This window comes from Actinotalea subterranea (genome assembly GCF_008364845.1).
GTDB lineage: Bacteria > Actinomycetota > Actinomycetes > Actinomycetales > Cellulomonadaceae > Actinotalea > Actinotalea subterranea.
The window spans coordinates 123,723-139,352 of sequence record NZ_VTTP01000009.1 but is presented as its reverse complement, the minus strand read 5'-3'; the positions used below and the strand labels follow the sequence as shown (position 1 = coordinate 139,352).

Below are 15,630 nucleotides of genomic sequence, written 5' to 3'. Positions count from 1 at the left end.
GCGTCGACGGGGCCAGCTCACCGACGGTCACGGCGTCCAGTCTGCCGGATCGCGGGGGGCCCCGGAGCCGGACGGGGGACCGGCCCGGCACCGGGCCCGCGCCCGGCGCCTGCGGCTCCCGCCGCGCCCGCGGCCCCGGCAGCGGGTCCGCGTCCGGGCGGTGCGCGCCCCGGTGGCCCGCGCCCCGGCAACAACCCGTTCGCGCCGAGCCAGGGGATGCCCCGCCAGGGCGGACGCCCCGGCGCCGGTGCGCCGCGTCCGGGCAACAACCCCTTCGCACCGAGCCAGGGCATGCCCCGGCCCGGTGGCACGCGCGGCGACGCCGCGGCCGAGCGTCCCGGCGGTCCCCGCCCGGCGCCCGCGCCCGGCGGCCCGCGTCCGAACCCCGGCATGATGCCGGGCCGCAGCACCGTCGGTCGCCCCGGCGCCGGTGGCGCGGGTGGCCCCGGTCGTCCCGGTGGCGGCGGTCGTCCTGGCGGCGGCGGCGGCTTCGCCGGTCGTCCCGGTGGTGGCGGCGGCGCTCCCGGCGGTCCCGCGGGCGGCGGCTTCGCCGGTCGTCCCGGTGGTGGCGGTCGTGGCGCCGGACGAGGCAGCACGCAGGGTGCGTTCGGTCGCGCCGGCGGTCGTCCCGTGCGCGGACGGAAGTCGAAGCGTGCGAAGCGCCAGGAGTTCGAGCAGATGCAGGCCCCCTCGCTGGGCGGCGTGCAGGTTCCCCGCGGCGACGGCACGACCGTCGTCCGGCTGCGTCACGGCTCCTCGCTCAACGACTTCGCGGACAAGATCGACGCGAACCCCGCGAGCCTCGTGACGGTGCTCTTCCACCTCGGCGAGATGGCCACGGCCACGCAGTCGCTCGACGAGGACACGTTCGGCACGCTCGCCGCCGAGCTCGGCTACCGCATCGAGATGGTCTCCGCGGAGGAGGAGGACCGCGAGCTCCTCGGGTCCTTCGACATCGACCTCGAGGCCGAGCTCGCCGAGGAGGGCGACGACCAGCTCACGGCGCGCCCGCCGGTCGTCACCGTCATGGGTCACGTCGACCACGGAAAGACCAAGCTCCTCGACGCCATCCGCTCGGCGGACGTCGTCGCGGGCGAGGCCGGTGGCATCACGCAGCACATCGGTGCGTACCAGATCCACACCGAGCACGAGGGCCTGGACCGGGCGATCACGTTCATCGACACCCCGGGCCACGAGGCGTTCACCGCCATGCGTGCCCGTGGTGCCCAGGTCACGGACATCGCGATCCTCGTGGTCGCGGCGGACGACGGCGTGATGCCGCAGACCATCGAGGCGCTCAACCACGCGCAGGCGGCCGGCGTGCCGATCGTCGTCGCGGTCAACAAGGTGGACAAGGAAGGCGCGAACCCGGCGAAGATCCGGCAGCAGCTGACCGAGTACAACCTCGTGGCCGAGGAGTACGGCGGCGACACGATGTTCGTCGACATCTCGGCGCTCAAGCGCATGGGCATCGACGACCTGCTCGAGGCCGTCCTGCTCACCGCCGACGCGGCGCTCGACCTGCGGGCGAACGCCGACAAGGACGCGCGCGGCGTCGCCGTCGAGGCCAACCTCGACAAGGGCCGCGGTGCGGTCGCGACGGTGCTCGTGCAGTCCGGCACCCTGCGCGTCGGTGACGCGATCGTCGCCGGCACGGCCTACGGCCGCGTCCGCGCGATGTTCGACGAGCACGGCGAGACGGTCGTCGAGGCCACCCCGGCCCGGCCCGTCATGGTGCTCGGCCTGACGTCCGTGCCGCGAGCCGGCGACACCTTCCTGGTGGCGCCCGACGACCGGACCGCGCGGCAGATCGCCGAGAAGCGCGAGGCGGCCGAGCGTGCCGCCCTCCTGGCCAAGCGTCGCAAGCGCATCAGCCTCGAGGACTTCACGCAGGCCCTCCAGCAGGGCAAGGTCGAGACCCTCAACCTGGTCCTCAAGGGCGACGTCTCCGGTGCCGTCGAGGCACTCGAGGACGCGCTGCTCAAGATCGACGTCGGCGACGAGGTCGACCTGCGCGTCATCCACCGTGGTGTGGGTGCCGTCACGCAGAACGACGTCAACCTCGCGACGGTCGACAACGCGATCATCCTCGGCTTCAACGTCAAGTACGCGGAGCGCGTCGAGGACCTCGCGGACCGCGAGGGCGTGGACGTCCGGTTCTACTCGGTCATCTACCAGGCGATCGAGGACGTCGAGGCTGCGCTCAAGGGCATGCTCAAGCCGGAGTACGAGGAGGTGCAGCTCGGTACCGCCGAGGTGCGCGAGGTCTTCCGGTCGAGCAAGTTCGGCAACATCGCGGGTTCGCTCGTGCGCTCGGGCACCATCCGACGCAACACCAAGGCGCGGGTCCTGCGAGGCGGCAACGTCATCGCCGACAACCTGTCCATCGAGTCGCTCAAGCGGTTCAAGGACGACGCGACCGAGGTCCGCGAGGGCTACGAGTGCGGCATCGGCCTCGGGTCGTTCAACGACCTCCAGGTCGACGACGTCGTCGAGACGTTCGAGATGCGCGAGAAGCCGCGCTCCTGAGGTGAACCGTCGGGGGGTCGTGCGCCGCAGTGCCGGCGCACGGCCCCCCGTGGCCCTCGCCGTCGGGGCGTCCTGTTGGTTGCTCGCACCAGTGCACGGCCCCACGAGGGGCGGAAGGTAGGTCGTCGTGGTTGATCACCCCCGGGCCCGCAAGCTCGCCGAGCGGATCCAGAAGATCGTCGCGCAGATGCTCGACACGCGGGTCAAGGACCCGCGGCTCGGGTTCGTGACCGTCACCGACGTCCGTGTGACCGGTGACCTCCAGCACGCGTCGGTGTTCTACACCGTGCTCGGCGACGACGAGGCCCGTGCCGGCACGGCCGCCGCGCTCGAGAGCGCGAAGGGCCTCATCCGCTCCGAGGTCGGCAAGCAGACGGGGATCCGGCTGACGCCGACCCTCGAGTTCATCGCGGACGCGCTGCCCCAGACCGCGCAGCACCTCGAGGAGGCGCTCCGCGAAGCCGCCGCGAAGGACGCCGAGGTCGCGGCCCTCGCCGCGTCGGCGCAGTACGCCGGCGACGCCGACCCGTACCGTCACCCCGACGACCTCGAGGAGGACGGCGACGACGCGGCGGCCGCTACGGGCGCCGCGGCCGGTACGGACGCCGAGGGCACCGGTCGCTGAGGTGGCCCTCGACGGTCTCGTCGTCGTGGACAAGCCTGCGGGCTGGACGAGCCACGACGTCGTCGCGCGGGTCAGGCGGCTGGCCGGCACGCGACGCGTCGGCCACGCCGGGACCCTCGACCCGATGGCGACGGGGGTCCTCGTGCTGGGCGTCGAGCGTGCGACGCGCCTGCTGACGTACGTGGTGCATGCGGACAAGGAGTACCGCACGACGATCCGGCTCGGTGCGACGACCACGACCGACGACGCCGAGGGCGAGGTCCTCGAGGTGGCGGACGCCTCGCGCGTCACCCGGGCGGCGCTCGACGCCGCGGTGGCGGAGCTCACCGGGCCCATCAGCCAGGTCCCGTCGAGCGTGAGCGCGATCAAGGTCGACGGGCGCCGGGCCTACGCCCGCGTGCGCTCCGGCGAGCAGGTCGAGCTCGCGGCCCGGCCCGTGACCGTGCACCGGTTCGACGTCCACGACGTCCGGCCGGTGCCCGCGGCCGGTGACGGCCTCGCGGCGCTCGACGTCGACGCCACGGTCGTGTGCTCGTCGGGCACCTACGTACGGGCGCTCGCCCGGGACGTCGGAGCGGCCCTCGGGGTCGGCGGGCACCTCACCGCGCTGCGGCGCACCCGCGTCGGCGGCTACCCGATCGACGCCGCCGCGACCCTCGAGGACCTCGAGCGCTCGTTCGTCGTGCTGCCCGTCGCCGACGCCGCGCGAGCCGCCTTCCCGGCGCGCGAGCTCTCCGAGGCCGAGGCTCGCGCGCTGTCCTACGGCAAGCGGATCGAGCCCGCGCCGCACGGCGTGGCCGGGAGCCGCGAGGCACCCGTGGCCGCGTTCGGCCCCGACGGGACGCTCGTGGCCCTCCTGGCCGACGTCGAGGGGGCCTCGAGGCCGATCCTCGTGCTCGCACCGGCCTGAGCCGTCGCGGTGCGGCCCGGCGCCGCTCCCGGGCGATGGACCCTGCGCCGTCCGTCGCTCGTCGCTCGTCGCCCGTCGCAGGTGCGCGGGCGTGGCATGATCGCACGTGCCGTCCTGCCGGGCGGCGGGGCAAGGCCCGAGAGGAGCAGTCAGCGCGTGCATCGCTGGACCGACCTGAACCAGGTCCCGGCGGGCTTCGGGCCGTCGGTCGTGACCATCGGGAACTTCGACGGGGTGCATCGCGGGCACCGGCGGGTCCTGACCCGCATGGTCGCGGACGCGCGTGCTGCGGGCGGGCAGGCCGTGGCCGTCACGTTCGACCCCCACCCGGCGCAGGTGCACCGGCCGCAGCTAGCCCCGCCGCTGCTCACCGGCGTGACCGACCGCCTGGAGCTGCTTGCCGAGACCGGCCTCGACGCCGTCCTCGTGGTGACGTACACGCTCGAGTTCGCCCGGTCGACGCCCGAGGAGTTCGTGCGGCGCTACCTCGTCGACGGCCTGCGTGCGACGACGGTCGTCGTCGGCCACGACGTCCGCTTCGGTCGCGACAACGCGGGTGACCTCGCCACGATGGTCGAGCTGGGCAGGCTGCACGGCTTCACGGTCGACGTGATCGACGACGTCCACGGCAGCATCGCCCCGGCCGGTTCGAGTGCTCACGCGGCGTCGTCAGGGGACGCGGGGGAGCTGGAGCCGCCGAGCAGGCGGTGGTCCTCGACCTGGGTCCGCGAGCTCCTGACCGCGGGTGACGTCGCGGGCGCCGCGGAGATCCTGGGCCGGCCGCACCGCGTCCGGGGGGTGGTCGTCCACGGTGACGCGCGGGGGCGCGAGCTGGGCTTCCCGACGGCCAACCTGGCGCAGGACGCCACCGGCATGATCCCCGCCGACGGCGTGTACGCCGGGTGGCTCAGGCGCGTCGACCATCCCGCGGACCAGCCCGACGGGTTCTTGCCGGTCGCGATCTCCGTCGGCACCAACCCGACGTTCGACGGCGTGCAGCGCCGCGTCGAGGCGCACGTGCCGGACCGGACGGACCTCGAGCTGTACGGCGAGGAGGTCGTCGTCGAGTTCGTGGAGCGGCTGCGGCCGACGGTCCGGTTCGACTCGGTCGAGGAGCTCGTCGAGCAGATGGACGACGACGTCGCGCGCACCCGTGCCTGGTCTGCGGCCGGGCCGCTCGTGTTGGGGCGCCGTCCGGCCGACTGATAGCATGCCAGTGCCGTCAGAACGGCCGCGGACCCAGAGCGCCCGGGTGGACATGCCCCGGAGCACCGCGCAGCGAGACACCAAGGAGAGCCTGTGCCCCTCGACGCCGCAACCAAGCAGCGGATCATGACCGAGTACGCCACGACCGAGAACGACACGGGCTCGCCCGAGGTCCAGATCGCGCTCCTCACGCAGCGCATCAAGGACCTGACCGAGCACCTCAAGGAGCACAAGCACGACCACCACTCGCGTCGTGGCCTGCTCCTCCTGGTCGGCCAGCGCCGCCGCCTGCTCGGCTACCTGCAGAAGGTGGACATCAACCGCTACCGCAGCCTGATCGAACGGCTCGGCCTGCGCCGCTGATCTTCCCGGACCAGCCCGGACCCGCACGGGTCCGGGCTGGTCCGGTGTGAGGCGCTCGCGACGACGCACCGCACGGTGCCGCGCACGGCTCCTCAGGTCCCTCACGGACCATCGCACGACCCGCACAGACCCACAGCATCACCGCACCACCCAGCACGACCACACCGCCCGGAACCGTTGTCCGGTCTTCGGTAGTGGTCCGCGGAACGAGACCGGTCCGCGGATCTCGATCGATGACCGCCACGCAGCCGGGCACCATCGATCGAAAGAGGAGGGCATCCCTATGGAGGGACCCGAGATCCAGTTCGCCGAGGCCGTCATCGACAACGGCCGCTTCGGCACCCGCACCGTCCGCTTCGAGACGGGCCGCCTGGCCCGCCAGGCCGCCGGCTCCGCCGTCGCCTACCTGGACGGCGAGACGATGCTGCTGTCGGCCACGACGGCCGGCAAGCACCCCAAGGAGCAGTTCGACTTCTTCCCGCTGACCGTCGACGTCGAGGAGCGGATGTACGCCGCGGGCCGCATCCCCGGCTCGTTCTTCCGTCGCGAGGGCCGGCCCTCGACCGAGGCGATCCTCGCGTGCCGCCTCATCGACCGTCCGCTGCGGCCGACGTTCGCCAAGGGGCTGCGCAACGAGGTCCAGGTCGTCATCACCGTCATGGCGCTGCACCCCGACGACGCGTACGACACGCTCGCGATCAACGCCGCGTCGCTCTCGACGCAGCTCTCGGGGCTGCCGTTCACCGGCCCGATCGCCGGCGTGCGCATCGCGCTGATCGACGGCCAGTGGGTCGCGTTCCCGAAGTACAGCGACAAGGAGCGCGCGGTCTTCGACATGGTCGTCGCCGGTCGTGTCGTCGGTGACGACGTCGCGATCATGATGGTCGAGGCCGAGGCCACCGACGGCTCGTGGAACCTCATCAAGAACGAGGGCGTCGCGGCGCCCACCGAGGAGGTCGTGGCCGAGGGCCTCGAGGCCGCCAAGCCGTTCCTCCGTGCCCTGTGCGAGGCGCAGTCCGAGCTCGCCGCGAAGGCCGCCAAGCCGACGCAGGAGTTCCCGCGGTTCCTCGACTACCAGGACGACGCGTACGCCGCCGTCGAGTCCGAGGCGGGCGCTGCGCTCGCCGAGGCGCTCACCATCGCCGACAAGCAGACGCGCGAGAACCGCCTCGACGAGATCAAGGCGTCGACGGTCGGCGCCCTGCAGGCCGGGTTCGACGGTCGCGAGAAGGAGCTCTCCGCGGCGATCCGCGCGGTCACCAAGAAGCTCGTGCGCGAGCGCGTGCTGCGTGACGGCGTCCGCATCGACGGCCGTGGCCTCGCGGACATCCGCACGCTGTCCGCCGAGGTCGAGGTGCTCCCGCGCGTCCACGGCTCGGCGCTGTTCGAGCGCGGCGAGACGCAGATCCTCGGCGTCACGACGCTGAACATGCTCCGTATGGAGCAGCAGCTCGACACGCTCGCGCCCGAGACGCGCAAGCGCTACATGCACAACTACAACTTCCCGCCCTACTCGACCGGCGAGACCGGCCGCGTGGGTTCGCCCAAGCGCCGCGAGATCGGGCACGGCGCGCTGGCCGAGCGGGCCCTGATGCCCGTCCTGCCGACGCGCGAGGAGTTCCCCTACGCGATCCGCCAGGTCTCCGAGGCGCTCGGCTCGAACGGCTCCACCTCGATGGGCTCGGTCTGCGCCTCGACGCTGTCGCTGCTCAACGCCGGTGTGCCGCTGCGCGCGGCCGTCGCGGGCATCGCGATGGGCCTCATCTCGGCGACGGTCGACGGTGAGACCCGCTACGCGGCGCTCACCGACATCCTCGGTGCCGAGGACGCCTTCGGCGACATGGACTTCAAGGTCGCCGGCACGCGGGAGTTTGTCACCGCCATCCAGCTCGACACCAAGCTCGACGGCATCCCCGCGTCGGTGCTCGCCGGCGCGCTGACGCAGGCGCGTGACGCGCGGATGCACATCCTCGACGTCATGAACGAGGCGATCGACGTCCCGGACGAGATGTCGCCCAACGCGCCGCGCGTCATCACGGTGAAGGTTCCGGTCGACAAGATCGGCGAGGTCATCGGCCCGAAGGGCAAGATGATCAACCAGATCCAGGAGGAGACCGGCGCCGACATCTCGATCGAGGACGACGGCACGGTCTACATCGGCGCCACCGACGGTCCGTCGGCGGAGGCCGCGCGGGCGGCGATCAACGCGATCGCCAACCCGCACATGCCGGAGATCGGCGAGCGCTTCGTCGGCACCGTGGTCAAGACCACGACCTTCGGCGCGTTCATCTCGCTGTCCCCGGGCAAGGACGGGCTCCTGCACATCTCGCAGATCCGCAAGCTCGTGGGCGGCAAGCGCGTCGAGAACGTCGAGGACGTCCTCGGCGTGGGCCAGAAGGTCCAGGTCGAGATCGGCGAGATCGACCCGCGCGGCAAGCTCTCGCTGCACGCGGTCATCGAGGAGGGCGACAAGCCCGCCGACGCCGCGCCGGCCGAGCAGACCGACGGCGCCCAGGCCTGAGGTGCCCCTCGTCCTCTCGTTGAGCGGCCCGGGTGAACCGGGCAGCGACCTGACCGCCGGGCAGGACGGCGGCGCCATCGTGCGCCGGACCGTCCTGCCCGGCGGGGTCCGCGTCCTGACCGAGGCGATGCCGGGCATGCGCTCGGCCACGGTGGGGGCGTGGGTCGGCGTCGGCTCGCGCGACGAGCGGGACGGGCACCACGGCTCGACGCACTTCCTCGAGCACCTGCTGTTCAAGGGCACGGCCCGCCGCAGCGCGATGGACATCGCCGAGGCGTTCGACGCCGTGGGCGGCGAGGCGAACGCCGCGACGGGCAAGGAGCACACGTGCTACTACGCCCGCGTGCTCGACGCCGACGTGCCGATGGCCGTGGACGTCATCGGCGACATGGTGACGTCGGCGAGGCTCGACGGCGGCGAGCTCGAGACAGAGCGGGGAGTGATCCTCGAGGAGCTCGCGATGAACGACGACGACCCGTCGGACGTCGTCCACGAGCAGTTCGCGGCCGCGGTCCTGGCGGGCCACCCCCTCGGGCGCCCCATCGGCGGCACGCCGGACACGATCCGTGCGGTCCCGCGGGACGCCGTGTGGGAGCACTACCGGGAGCACTACCGCCCCGAGACGCTCGTCGTGACGGCCGCCGGGGGCGTCGACCACGACGCCCTGTGCACCCAGGTGACCGACGTGCTCGGCGCCGGCGGCTGGACCCTGGACCCGGAGGCCACGCCGACGGGACGCCGGCAGGTCGGCGCCGGCCCCGGGCCCGGGCTTGACGGTGCGACCGAGGTCGGCAGCGCGGGCGCAGAGCTGGTCGTGCACCGCACGACCGAGCAGGCGAACGTCATCCTGGGCGGCGCCGGGCTCACCGCGACGGACGACCGGCGGTTCACGCTGTCCGTGCTGAGCGCCGTCCTCGGGGGTGGCATGTCCTCACGCCTGTTCCAGGAGGTCCGCGAGAAGCGCGGTCTGGCGTACTCGGTCTACTGCTTCTCCTCGGGCCACGCGGACACGGGCATCTTCGGGCTGTACGCGGGGTGCGCACCCGCCAAGGTCGACGAGGTCCTGACGCTGCTCGCGCAGGAGTGGGAGCGCCTCGCGTCCGACGGCATCACGGCGGCCGAGCTCGAGCGCAGCATCGGGCAGCTGTCCGGGGGCCTCGTGCTGGGCCTGGAGGACTCGGGGTCGCGCATGAGCCGCCTCGGCAAGGCCGAGCTCGTCCACGGGGAGCTGCTGAGCCAGGAGGAGTCCCTCGAACGGATCCGTGCGGTCACGGCCGAGGACGTCCGCGACCTGGCCGCGGTCCTCGCCGCCGTTCCGCGGTCGGTCGTCAAGGTCGGGCCCTTCGGCGCCTGACGGCGGCGGTCGGCGCCTGTCGGGGGTTGCCCCGCGGCTGTCGGCTTTCGGCCGGCGCTGTCGGCGGTGGTCGGCACCACGGCCGTCCTGGTCGGACGCACTAGTGTGCAGACCGTGACCGAGCCGATCAGAGTTGCCGTCCTCGGTGCCGGCGGGCGCATGGGCACCGCGGTCCGAGCGGCCGTCGACGCCGCGCCCGACCTGGTCCTCGTCGCAGCGCTCGACGCCGGCGACGACCTCGCCCAGGTCGCCCGGGCCGGCGCCCAGGTCGCCGTCGACTTCACGGTCCCGGACGTGACCGAGGCGAACGTGCACGCGCTGGTCGACCACGGGGTGCACGCCGTCGTCGGGACCACGGGATGGGACGAGGACTCGCTCGGCCGGGTGCGCGAGCACCTGGCGGGGGCACCCGGAGTCGGTGTGGTCGTGGCGCCGAACTTCGCGATCGGAGCGGTCCTCGCGATGGCCTTCGCCGCGAAGGCGGCGCCGTGGTTCGAGTCCGTCGAGGTCGTCGAGCTGCACCATCCAGACAAGGTCGACGCCCCGAGCGGGACCGCGCGGCACACGGCGGCGGGCATCGCTGCGGCGCGCCGAGCCGCAGGGATGGCGCCCATGCCCGACGCGACGACGCACGAGGTCCCCGGTGCGCGCGGGGCCGACGTCGACGGCGTCCGGGTCCACGCGGTGCGCCTGCGGGGGCTCGTGGCGCACGAGGAGATCCTCCTGGGGAACCCCGGCGAGCTGCTCACGCTGCGCACGGACTCGTTCGACCGGTCGTCCTTCATGCCCGGCGTGCTGCACGCGGTCCGCCAGGTCGGGCACCGCCCGGGCCTCACGGTCGGTCTCGACCCGCTCCTCGACCTGTGACCTCGACCCCCTGAAGCGGAGCAGCCCGGTGCGTCGTTCCCTGCTCGGGGCACTCGCCCTGACGACCCTCCTCGTGATCTACCTGGTGGCGGTCGCCGGCCGCGCTGTCGCGCTCGTGCGCACGGGCGAGCCCGTGGCGGTCGGGCTCGGGCTCGCCGTGGTCGTCCTGCCCGTCCTCGGCCTGTGGCTCGTCGTCCGGGAGTGGCGTCTCGCGGTCGCGGTCCAGCGCATGGCCGACGAGCTCGCGGCCGACGGACGGCTGCCCGTCGACGAGCTGCCCCGCAGCCCCGGCGGGCGGATCGACCGCGCGGCCGCGGATGCCGCGTTCGTCACGGCCCGCGCCGACGTCGAGGCTGCACCGCAGGACTGGGCGGCGTGGTTCCGGCTCGGGTTCGCCTACGACGCGGCGCGGGACCGGCGTCGGGCGCGTGAGGCGCTGCGCACCGCGGCTCGGCTCCGGGCTAGATCTCGGCGCCCCAGCGCGTCTCGGTGACCGGCCGCGCGCCCTGCGGGGCCGCGTCCACACCGAGCTCGCGCCGCGCGCCGTCCTGACCCAGGCCGGCCGAGGCGAGGAACTGCTCCCGGGCGGCGTCGCCGTCGAGCACCCAGGTGCGCAGGTGGTGGGCGCCGCGGTCACGTGCGAGGTCGACGCACGCGGTGAGGAGTCGCGAGCCGTGCCCGCCGCGCTGGTGGTCCGGGTCCACCTCGAGGGCGAGCACCTCGACGCCGTCCTCGACGGGTGCGGAGGCGGCGAAGCCGACCACCCTGGGTCCGTCGCACGCCACGAGCACGAGGTGGGCGGGGGAGGGCGGCACGCGGATCGCCTGCGCCCACTGCGCGCGCACCGCGCCGGTGTCGAGCTGGTCGAGCACCGCGTCGCCGAGGAGCCCGGCGTGGCTGTGGCGCCATGCGCGGAGCTGGATGCGGGCGACGGCCTCGTCGTCCTCGGGCGTCGCCGGCCGTACCGACACGTCCGCCTGCTCCCGGAACAGCGCCATCAGCGGGTCCCGGAGCGGGTCGTCGCCGAGCCCGGCGCGCCGGCCGGGCGGGCGAGGGCGTGCGGACCTGCGGGTGCTGGGGCGGGTCGGTGCATGACGGCAGCATGACCGCTGCTCCCGCGCGTTGTCGATCCGGCGCCGCTCACGTGAGCGCGCGCAGGACGGCCGCGACCACCGCGGCCAGGACGACCACGACGACGAACGGTGCCCGGAGCGCGAGAGCCACCGCCGCGACGGCGACTGCCACGAGGCGTGCGTCGACGGCGAGCGATGCGCCTGTCACGACGGTCGTCACGCCGACGAGTGCCGCGAGGAGGGCCACGGTCACCAGCGCGGCGACGCGGGCGACGCGCGGCTGGGCGAGCCAGTGCTCCGGGACCCGGTGGCCCACGAGCTTCGTGAGGAAGCACACCGCGGACGCGGCCAGGATGGCGACCCACGTGGCCGCGTACGCGCTCACGCGCCGGCCCCTGGGCGCACCCGGCTCCAGGGCCGCGCTGCCGGCCCCGTCCGAGCGCCCCGTGACGTCGGCGCAGGGCCGGGTGCGGGCGGTCCGCCGGGTCCGTCGTCGTCGTCGTGGCGGTCATCGTGGTCGTGGCCGTGCAGGCGAGGACCCGGGTCCCGCCAGCCGACGACGACCGCGACCGCCGCGGCGGCGAGGATCGGCACCCCCGCAGGAGCGAGGGGCGTCAGGGCGAGCGCGACGACGACGGCGCCCGCGGCGACCCCCTGGGCGGTCCTGCTCGCGAGCCGCGGCCAGAGCAGGCCGAGGAACGCCGCGGCCGCCGCGGCGTCGAGCCCCCAGCGGGTCGGGTCTCCGAGGGCGTCCCCGACGAGCGCACCCACCGCGGTGAAGACGTTCCAGAGCACGAACACCCCGAGCCCGGTCCACCAGAAGCCGGTCCGCGCGACGTCGGGGTCGCGCTGCGCCGTCGCGACGGCCGTCGACTCGTCGATCGTGAGGTGCGCCGCCAGTGCGCGTCGCGCGCCGCGGGCGTGCAGCAGAGGTGCGAGCGCGGCCCCGTAGAGCGCGTTGCGGGCGCCGAGGAGCCCGGCGGTCGCGACGGCCGCACCGGCTGCGCCGCCACCTCCCAGCACGCCGATGAACGCGAACTGGGAGCCGCCCGTGAACATCAGCAGGCTCAGGGCCGTCGTCTGCCACAGGTCGAGGCCGGCGGCGACGGCGAGGGCGCCGAAGGAGATGCCGTACACGCCGGTCGCCGCGGAGACGGACAACGCCTGCCGGATGGCGGCGGCCCGTGCGTCGGGCGGTGGCTGGGACGACGGGGACGCGTGCGGGTGTCTCGCGCTCCTCACAGCGCGACGTACACGCTCTCGAGGTACTCCTCGATGCCCGCCTCGCCGCCCTCACGCCCGAGGCCGGAGCTCTTCACCCCGCCGAACGGCGCGCTCGCGTCGGAGACCATGCCCCGGTTGACGCCGAGCATCCCCGACTCGATGCGCTCGGCCACCCGGAAGACGCGGGAGACGTCGCGCGTGTAGGCGTAGGCGACGAGCCCGAACTCCGTGCTGTTCGCGAGATCGAGGGCCTCGTCCTCGGAGCCGAAGGTCACGACGGGCGCGACGGGCCCGAAGACCTCTTCGCGCACGGCGCGCGACTCGGGGTCCACGTCGGTCAGCACCGTCGGGTTGAAGAAGTGGCCAGGAAGCGCGCGCCGGTCCGGCCGGTCGCCGCCCGTGGCGACACGCGCACCGCCGTCGACGGCCTCGGCGACGACCTCGGCGACCCGCTCGACGGCGGCCTCCTCGATGAGCGGGCCCACGGTCACGCCGGGTGCCGACCCTGGGCCGACGACGAGGCGGTCGAACGCGTCGGCCAGGCCCGCGCTGAACTCCGCGGCGACGGACTCGTGCACCAGGAACCGGTTGGCGGCGACGCAGGTCTGGCCGGCGTTGCGCATCTTCGCGGCGACCGCTCCTTCGACGGCGGCCGGGACGTCGGCGTCCTCGAAGACGAGGAACGGGGCGTTGCCGCCGAGCTCCATGGACGTCCGCAGGACTCCCTGGGCGGCTTCGCGCAGCAGCACGCGTCCGACCTCCGTCGAACCCGTGAAGGAGAGCTTGCGCAGGCGTGGGTCGGCGAGCATCGGCCCGCTGAGCCGGCTCGAGGACGAGGTGGGGACGACGTTGACGACGCCCGTCGGCAGCCCGCGGTCGGCGAGCTCGCTGCGCACGACCTCGGCGAACAGCGCCGTCGTGAGCGGGGTCAGGCCTGCGGGCTTCACGACGACGGTGCACCCGGCGGCGAGCGCCGGCGCGATCTTGCGCGTCGCCATCGCCAGCGGGAAGTTCCAGGGCGTGATGAGCAGGGCCGGGCCGACACCGCGCTGCAGGACGACCTGCCGGTTCGCGCCGCTCGGTGCGGTGCGGGCCAGGCCGTTGATCCGCACCGCCTGCTCGGAGTACCAGCGCACGTAGTCCGCGCCGTAGGCGACCTCGGCACGTGACTCGGCGAGGGGCTTGCCGCCCTCCGCCGTGATGAGGGCCGCGAAGTCGTCGATGCGGGCCATGACCCGCTCGTAGACGGCGCGCAGCAGCTCGGCACGCACCCGGGGCGCCGTCGCACGCCACGCGGGGAAGGCCTCGTGGGCCGCGGTGAGCGCGGCTAGCCCGTCGTCGGGTGTCGCGTCCGCGACGTCGAACAGCTCGTGCCCGGTCGCGGGGTCGCGGACCGGGAAGGTCGCGCCCCCGGAGGCGTGCTGCCAGTGCCCGCCGATGAGCAGGCCCGTCGGGAGGTGGGCCGCGAGCGTCGCGGGGACCCCGGATGCGTGCGTCGTCGCCATGGGGGTCAGTATGGACGGTCGCGCCGCGGGCGCAACGGGGTCGTGCCGTCGTGCGACGACGTCGGGCGGGCGGTGCCTAGGATGGCGCCATGGTCGTCCCCACGCCGTACGAGGACCTGCTGCGGCACGTCCTGGAGCACGGGACCCCGAAGGGGGACCGCACGGGCACGGGGACGCGCAGCGTCTTCGGTCACCAGATGCGGTTCGACCTGGGCGCCGGGTTCCCGCTCGTGACGACGAAGCGCGTGCACCTGCGCTCGATCGTCCACGAGCTCCTGTGGTTCCTGCGCGGCGACTCCAACGTCGCCTGGCTGCGGGAGCGCGGCGTCACGATCTGGGACGAGTGGGCGGGGCCCGACGGCGAGCTCGGGCCGGTCTACGGGGTGCAGTGGCGCTCGTGGCCGACGCCCGACGGCGGGCACGTCGACCAGATCGCCCAGCTCGTCGAGAACATCAGGACCGACCCGGACTCCCGTCGGCTCGTCGTCTCGGCCTGGAACGTCGCCGAGATCCCGCGCATGGCGCTCGCACCGTGCCACGCGTTCTTCCAGTTCTACGTCGCGGACGGCCGGCTCTCCTGCCAGCTCTACCAGCGCAGCGCCGACCTGTTCCTCGGCGTCCCGTTCAACATCGCCTCGTACGCGCTCCTGACGCACATGGTCGCGCAGCAGACGGACCTCGAGGTGGGCGACTTCGTGTGGACGGGCGGCGACTGCCACATCTACGACAACCACGTCGACCAGGTGCGTGAGCAGCTCACGCGGGAGCCGTACCCGTACCCGCGGCTCGAGCTCCGCCGCGCACCGTCGATCTTCGAGTACGCGTTCGAGGACGTCGAGGTCGTCGGGTACCAGCACCACCCGGCGATCAAGGCCCCGGTGGCCGTGTGAGCGTCGCCCTCGTCTGGGCGGAGTCGGCCGACGGCTGGATCGGCGTCGACGGCGACCTGCCGTGGGACCTGCCCGAGGACCGTGCGCACTTCCGGAGGCTCACGTCGGGCCACCCGGTGGTCATGGGCCGGGCGACGTGGGAGTCGCTGCCCGAGCGGTTCCGTCCGCTCCCGGGCCGCGAGAACGTGGTGCTGAGCCGCCGCCCCGGCCTCGCGCTCGAGGGGGCGACCGTGCTGAGGGACGTCGACGAGGTGCTCGAGCGGTTCCGGAGCAGGGACCTGTGGGTCATCGGCGGGGCGCAGGTGTACGCGGCGTTCCTCCCGGTAGCGGACCGGATCGAGCTGACGGAGGTCGACGTCCGCGTCACTGGTGACACCCGCGCGCCGGAAGTCGACGCGACCTGGCGTCCGGCCGGGCAGGACCCCGAGGACGGCTGGCACGTCTCCGGGACCGGGCTGCGGTACCGGTTCCGCACCTACGTGCGTTGAGCGCGCCGACGCTCCCGGCACGCGCCCGGAGCGTTCCACGGTGCGTGCGTCAGCGGCCGCCGGCCGCGCTCGGGC

15 protein-coding genes are annotated in these 15,630 nt (G+C 73.9%); 11 read left to right on the top strand and 4 right to left on the bottom strand.

The window, feature by feature from the left end:
- The first annotated feature begins 48 nt into the window (after nucleotides 1–48).
- The 9 genes from infB to FZ988_RS14670 all read left to right on the top strand — a co-directional run bounded on the left by infB (nucleotide 49) and on the right by FZ988_RS14670 (nucleotide 10,868).
- Complete coding sequence (infB, locus tag FZ988_RS14710) at nucleotides 49–2,529, top strand: translation initiation factor IF-2 (RefSeq protein ID WP_246169539.1); 2,481 nt, start codon at nucleotides 49–51, stop codon at nucleotides 2,527–2,529.
- A gap of 127 nt (nucleotides 2,530–2,656) precedes the next feature.
- A complete protein-coding gene (rbfA, locus tag FZ988_RS14705; RefSeq protein WP_149204774.1) occupies nucleotides 2,657–3,154 on the top strand; it encodes a 30S ribosome-binding factor RbfA in 498 nt (165 codons plus the stop codon).
- A 1-nt stretch (nucleotide 3,155) separates the two neighbouring features.
- Nucleotides 3,156–4,064 (top strand): tRNA pseudouridine(55) synthase TruB, encoded by a 909-nt coding sequence (gene truB / locus FZ988_RS14700; RefSeq protein ID WP_149204773.1) that lies wholly within the window; start codon nucleotides 3,156–3,158, stop codon nucleotides 4,062–4,064.
- A 156-nt stretch (nucleotides 4,065–4,220) separates the two neighbouring features.
- The gene (locus FZ988_RS14695) at nucleotides 4,221–5,270 is read left to right on the top strand and encodes a bifunctional riboflavin kinase/FAD synthetase (RefSeq protein WP_149204772.1); all 1,050 of its coding nucleotides are present in this window, start codon (nucleotides 4,221–4,223) and stop codon (nucleotides 5,268–5,270) included.
- A 93-nt stretch (nucleotides 5,271–5,363) separates the two neighbouring features.
- Nucleotides 5,364–5,633, top strand: a complete 270-nt coding sequence (gene rpsO, locus FZ988_RS14690; protein WP_149204771.1) for a 30S ribosomal protein S15 — start codon at nucleotides 5,364–5,366, stop codon at nucleotides 5,631–5,633.
- 283 nt (nucleotides 5,634–5,916) lie between these two features.
- Nucleotides 5,917–8,154, top strand: a complete 2,238-nt coding sequence (locus FZ988_RS14685; RefSeq protein ID WP_149204770.1) for a polyribonucleotide nucleotidyltransferase — start codon at nucleotides 5,917–5,919, stop codon at nucleotides 8,152–8,154.
- Nucleotide 8,155: 1 nt separating this feature from the next.
- Entirely contained in the window at nucleotides 8,156–9,508 is a 1,353-nt protein-coding gene (locus tag FZ988_RS14680) for a M16 family metallopeptidase (protein WP_149204769.1), read from the top strand.
- A gap of 114 nt (nucleotides 9,509–9,622) precedes the next feature.
- Nucleotides 9,623–10,375: a 4-hydroxy-tetrahydrodipicolinate reductase gene (dapB, locus tag FZ988_RS14675; RefSeq protein WP_149204768.1), complete on the top strand. Its 753-nt coding sequence runs from the start codon at nucleotides 9,623–9,625 to the stop codon at nucleotides 10,373–10,375.
- A 28-nt stretch (nucleotides 10,376–10,403) separates the two neighbouring features.
- Nucleotides 10,404–10,868 carry a hypothetical protein gene (locus FZ988_RS14670; protein WP_246169532.1) on the top strand — a complete coding sequence of 155 codons (465 nt, stop codon included), beginning with the start codon at nucleotides 10,404–10,406 and terminating at the stop codon, nucleotides 10,866–10,868.
- Here FZ988_RS14670 and FZ988_RS14665 read toward each other — a convergent pair.
- The 4 genes from FZ988_RS14665 to FZ988_RS14650 form a co-directional block, all read right to left on the bottom strand.
- On the bottom strand, nucleotides 10,837–11,373 hold the full coding sequence (locus FZ988_RS14665; protein ID WP_149204767.1) for a GNAT family N-acetyltransferase: 537 nt from the start codon (nucleotides 11,371–11,373) through the stop codon (nucleotides 10,837–10,839). The genes FZ988_RS14670 and FZ988_RS14665 overlap by 32 nt on opposite strands.
- A 142-nt stretch (nucleotides 11,374–11,515) precedes the next feature.
- Entirely contained in the window at nucleotides 11,516–11,833 is a 318-nt protein-coding gene (locus FZ988_RS14660; protein ID WP_149204766.1) for an AzlD domain-containing protein, read from the bottom strand.
- Nucleotides 11,830–12,690: an AzlC family ABC transporter permease gene (locus FZ988_RS14655; protein ID WP_149204765.1), complete on the bottom strand. Its 861-nt coding sequence runs from the start codon at nucleotides 12,688–12,690 to the stop codon at nucleotides 11,830–11,832. The genes FZ988_RS14660 and FZ988_RS14655 overlap by 4 nt, the downstream gene beginning before the upstream one ends.
- Nucleotides 12,687–14,177, bottom strand: coding sequence for an NAD-dependent succinate-semialdehyde dehydrogenase (locus tag FZ988_RS14650; protein ID WP_149204764.1), 1,491 nt, complete (start codon nucleotides 14,175–14,177; stop codon nucleotides 12,687–12,689). The genes FZ988_RS14655 and FZ988_RS14650 overlap by 4 nt, the downstream gene beginning before the upstream one ends.
- An 89-nt stretch (nucleotides 14,178–14,266) precedes the next feature.
- On the opposite strand from FZ988_RS14650, the gene FZ988_RS14645 reads away from it, so the two are divergent.
- Nucleotides 14,267–15,067, top strand: a complete 801-nt coding sequence (locus tag FZ988_RS14645) for a thymidylate synthase (RefSeq protein ID WP_149204763.1) — start codon at nucleotides 14,267–14,269, stop codon at nucleotides 15,065–15,067.
- The gene (locus FZ988_RS14640) at nucleotides 15,064–15,555 is read left to right on the top strand and encodes a dihydrofolate reductase (protein ID WP_149204762.1); all 492 of its coding nucleotides are present in this window, start codon (nucleotides 15,064–15,066) and stop codon (nucleotides 15,553–15,555) included. Before FZ988_RS14645 ends, FZ988_RS14640 begins: the two co-directional genes overlap by 4 nt.
- Nucleotides 15,556–15,630 lie beyond the last annotated feature (75 nt).

Coding starts and splice junctions, on each gene's coding strand:
- FZ988_RS14685 (WP_149204770.1), top strand. CDS start 5,917: ATGGAGGGACCCGAGATCCAGTTCGCCGAGGCCGTCATCGACAACGGC.
- FZ988_RS14665 (WP_149204767.1), bottom strand. CDS start 11,373: ATGGCGCTGTTCCGGGAGCAGGCGGACGTGTCGGTACGGCCGGCGACG.
- FZ988_RS14650 (WP_149204764.1), bottom strand. CDS start 14,177: ATGGCGACGACGCACGCATCCGGGGTCCCCGCGACGCTCGCGGCCCAC.
- FZ988_RS14645 (WP_149204763.1), top strand. CDS start 14,267: ATGGTCGTCCCCACGCCGTACGAGGACCTGCTGCGGCACGTCCTGGAG.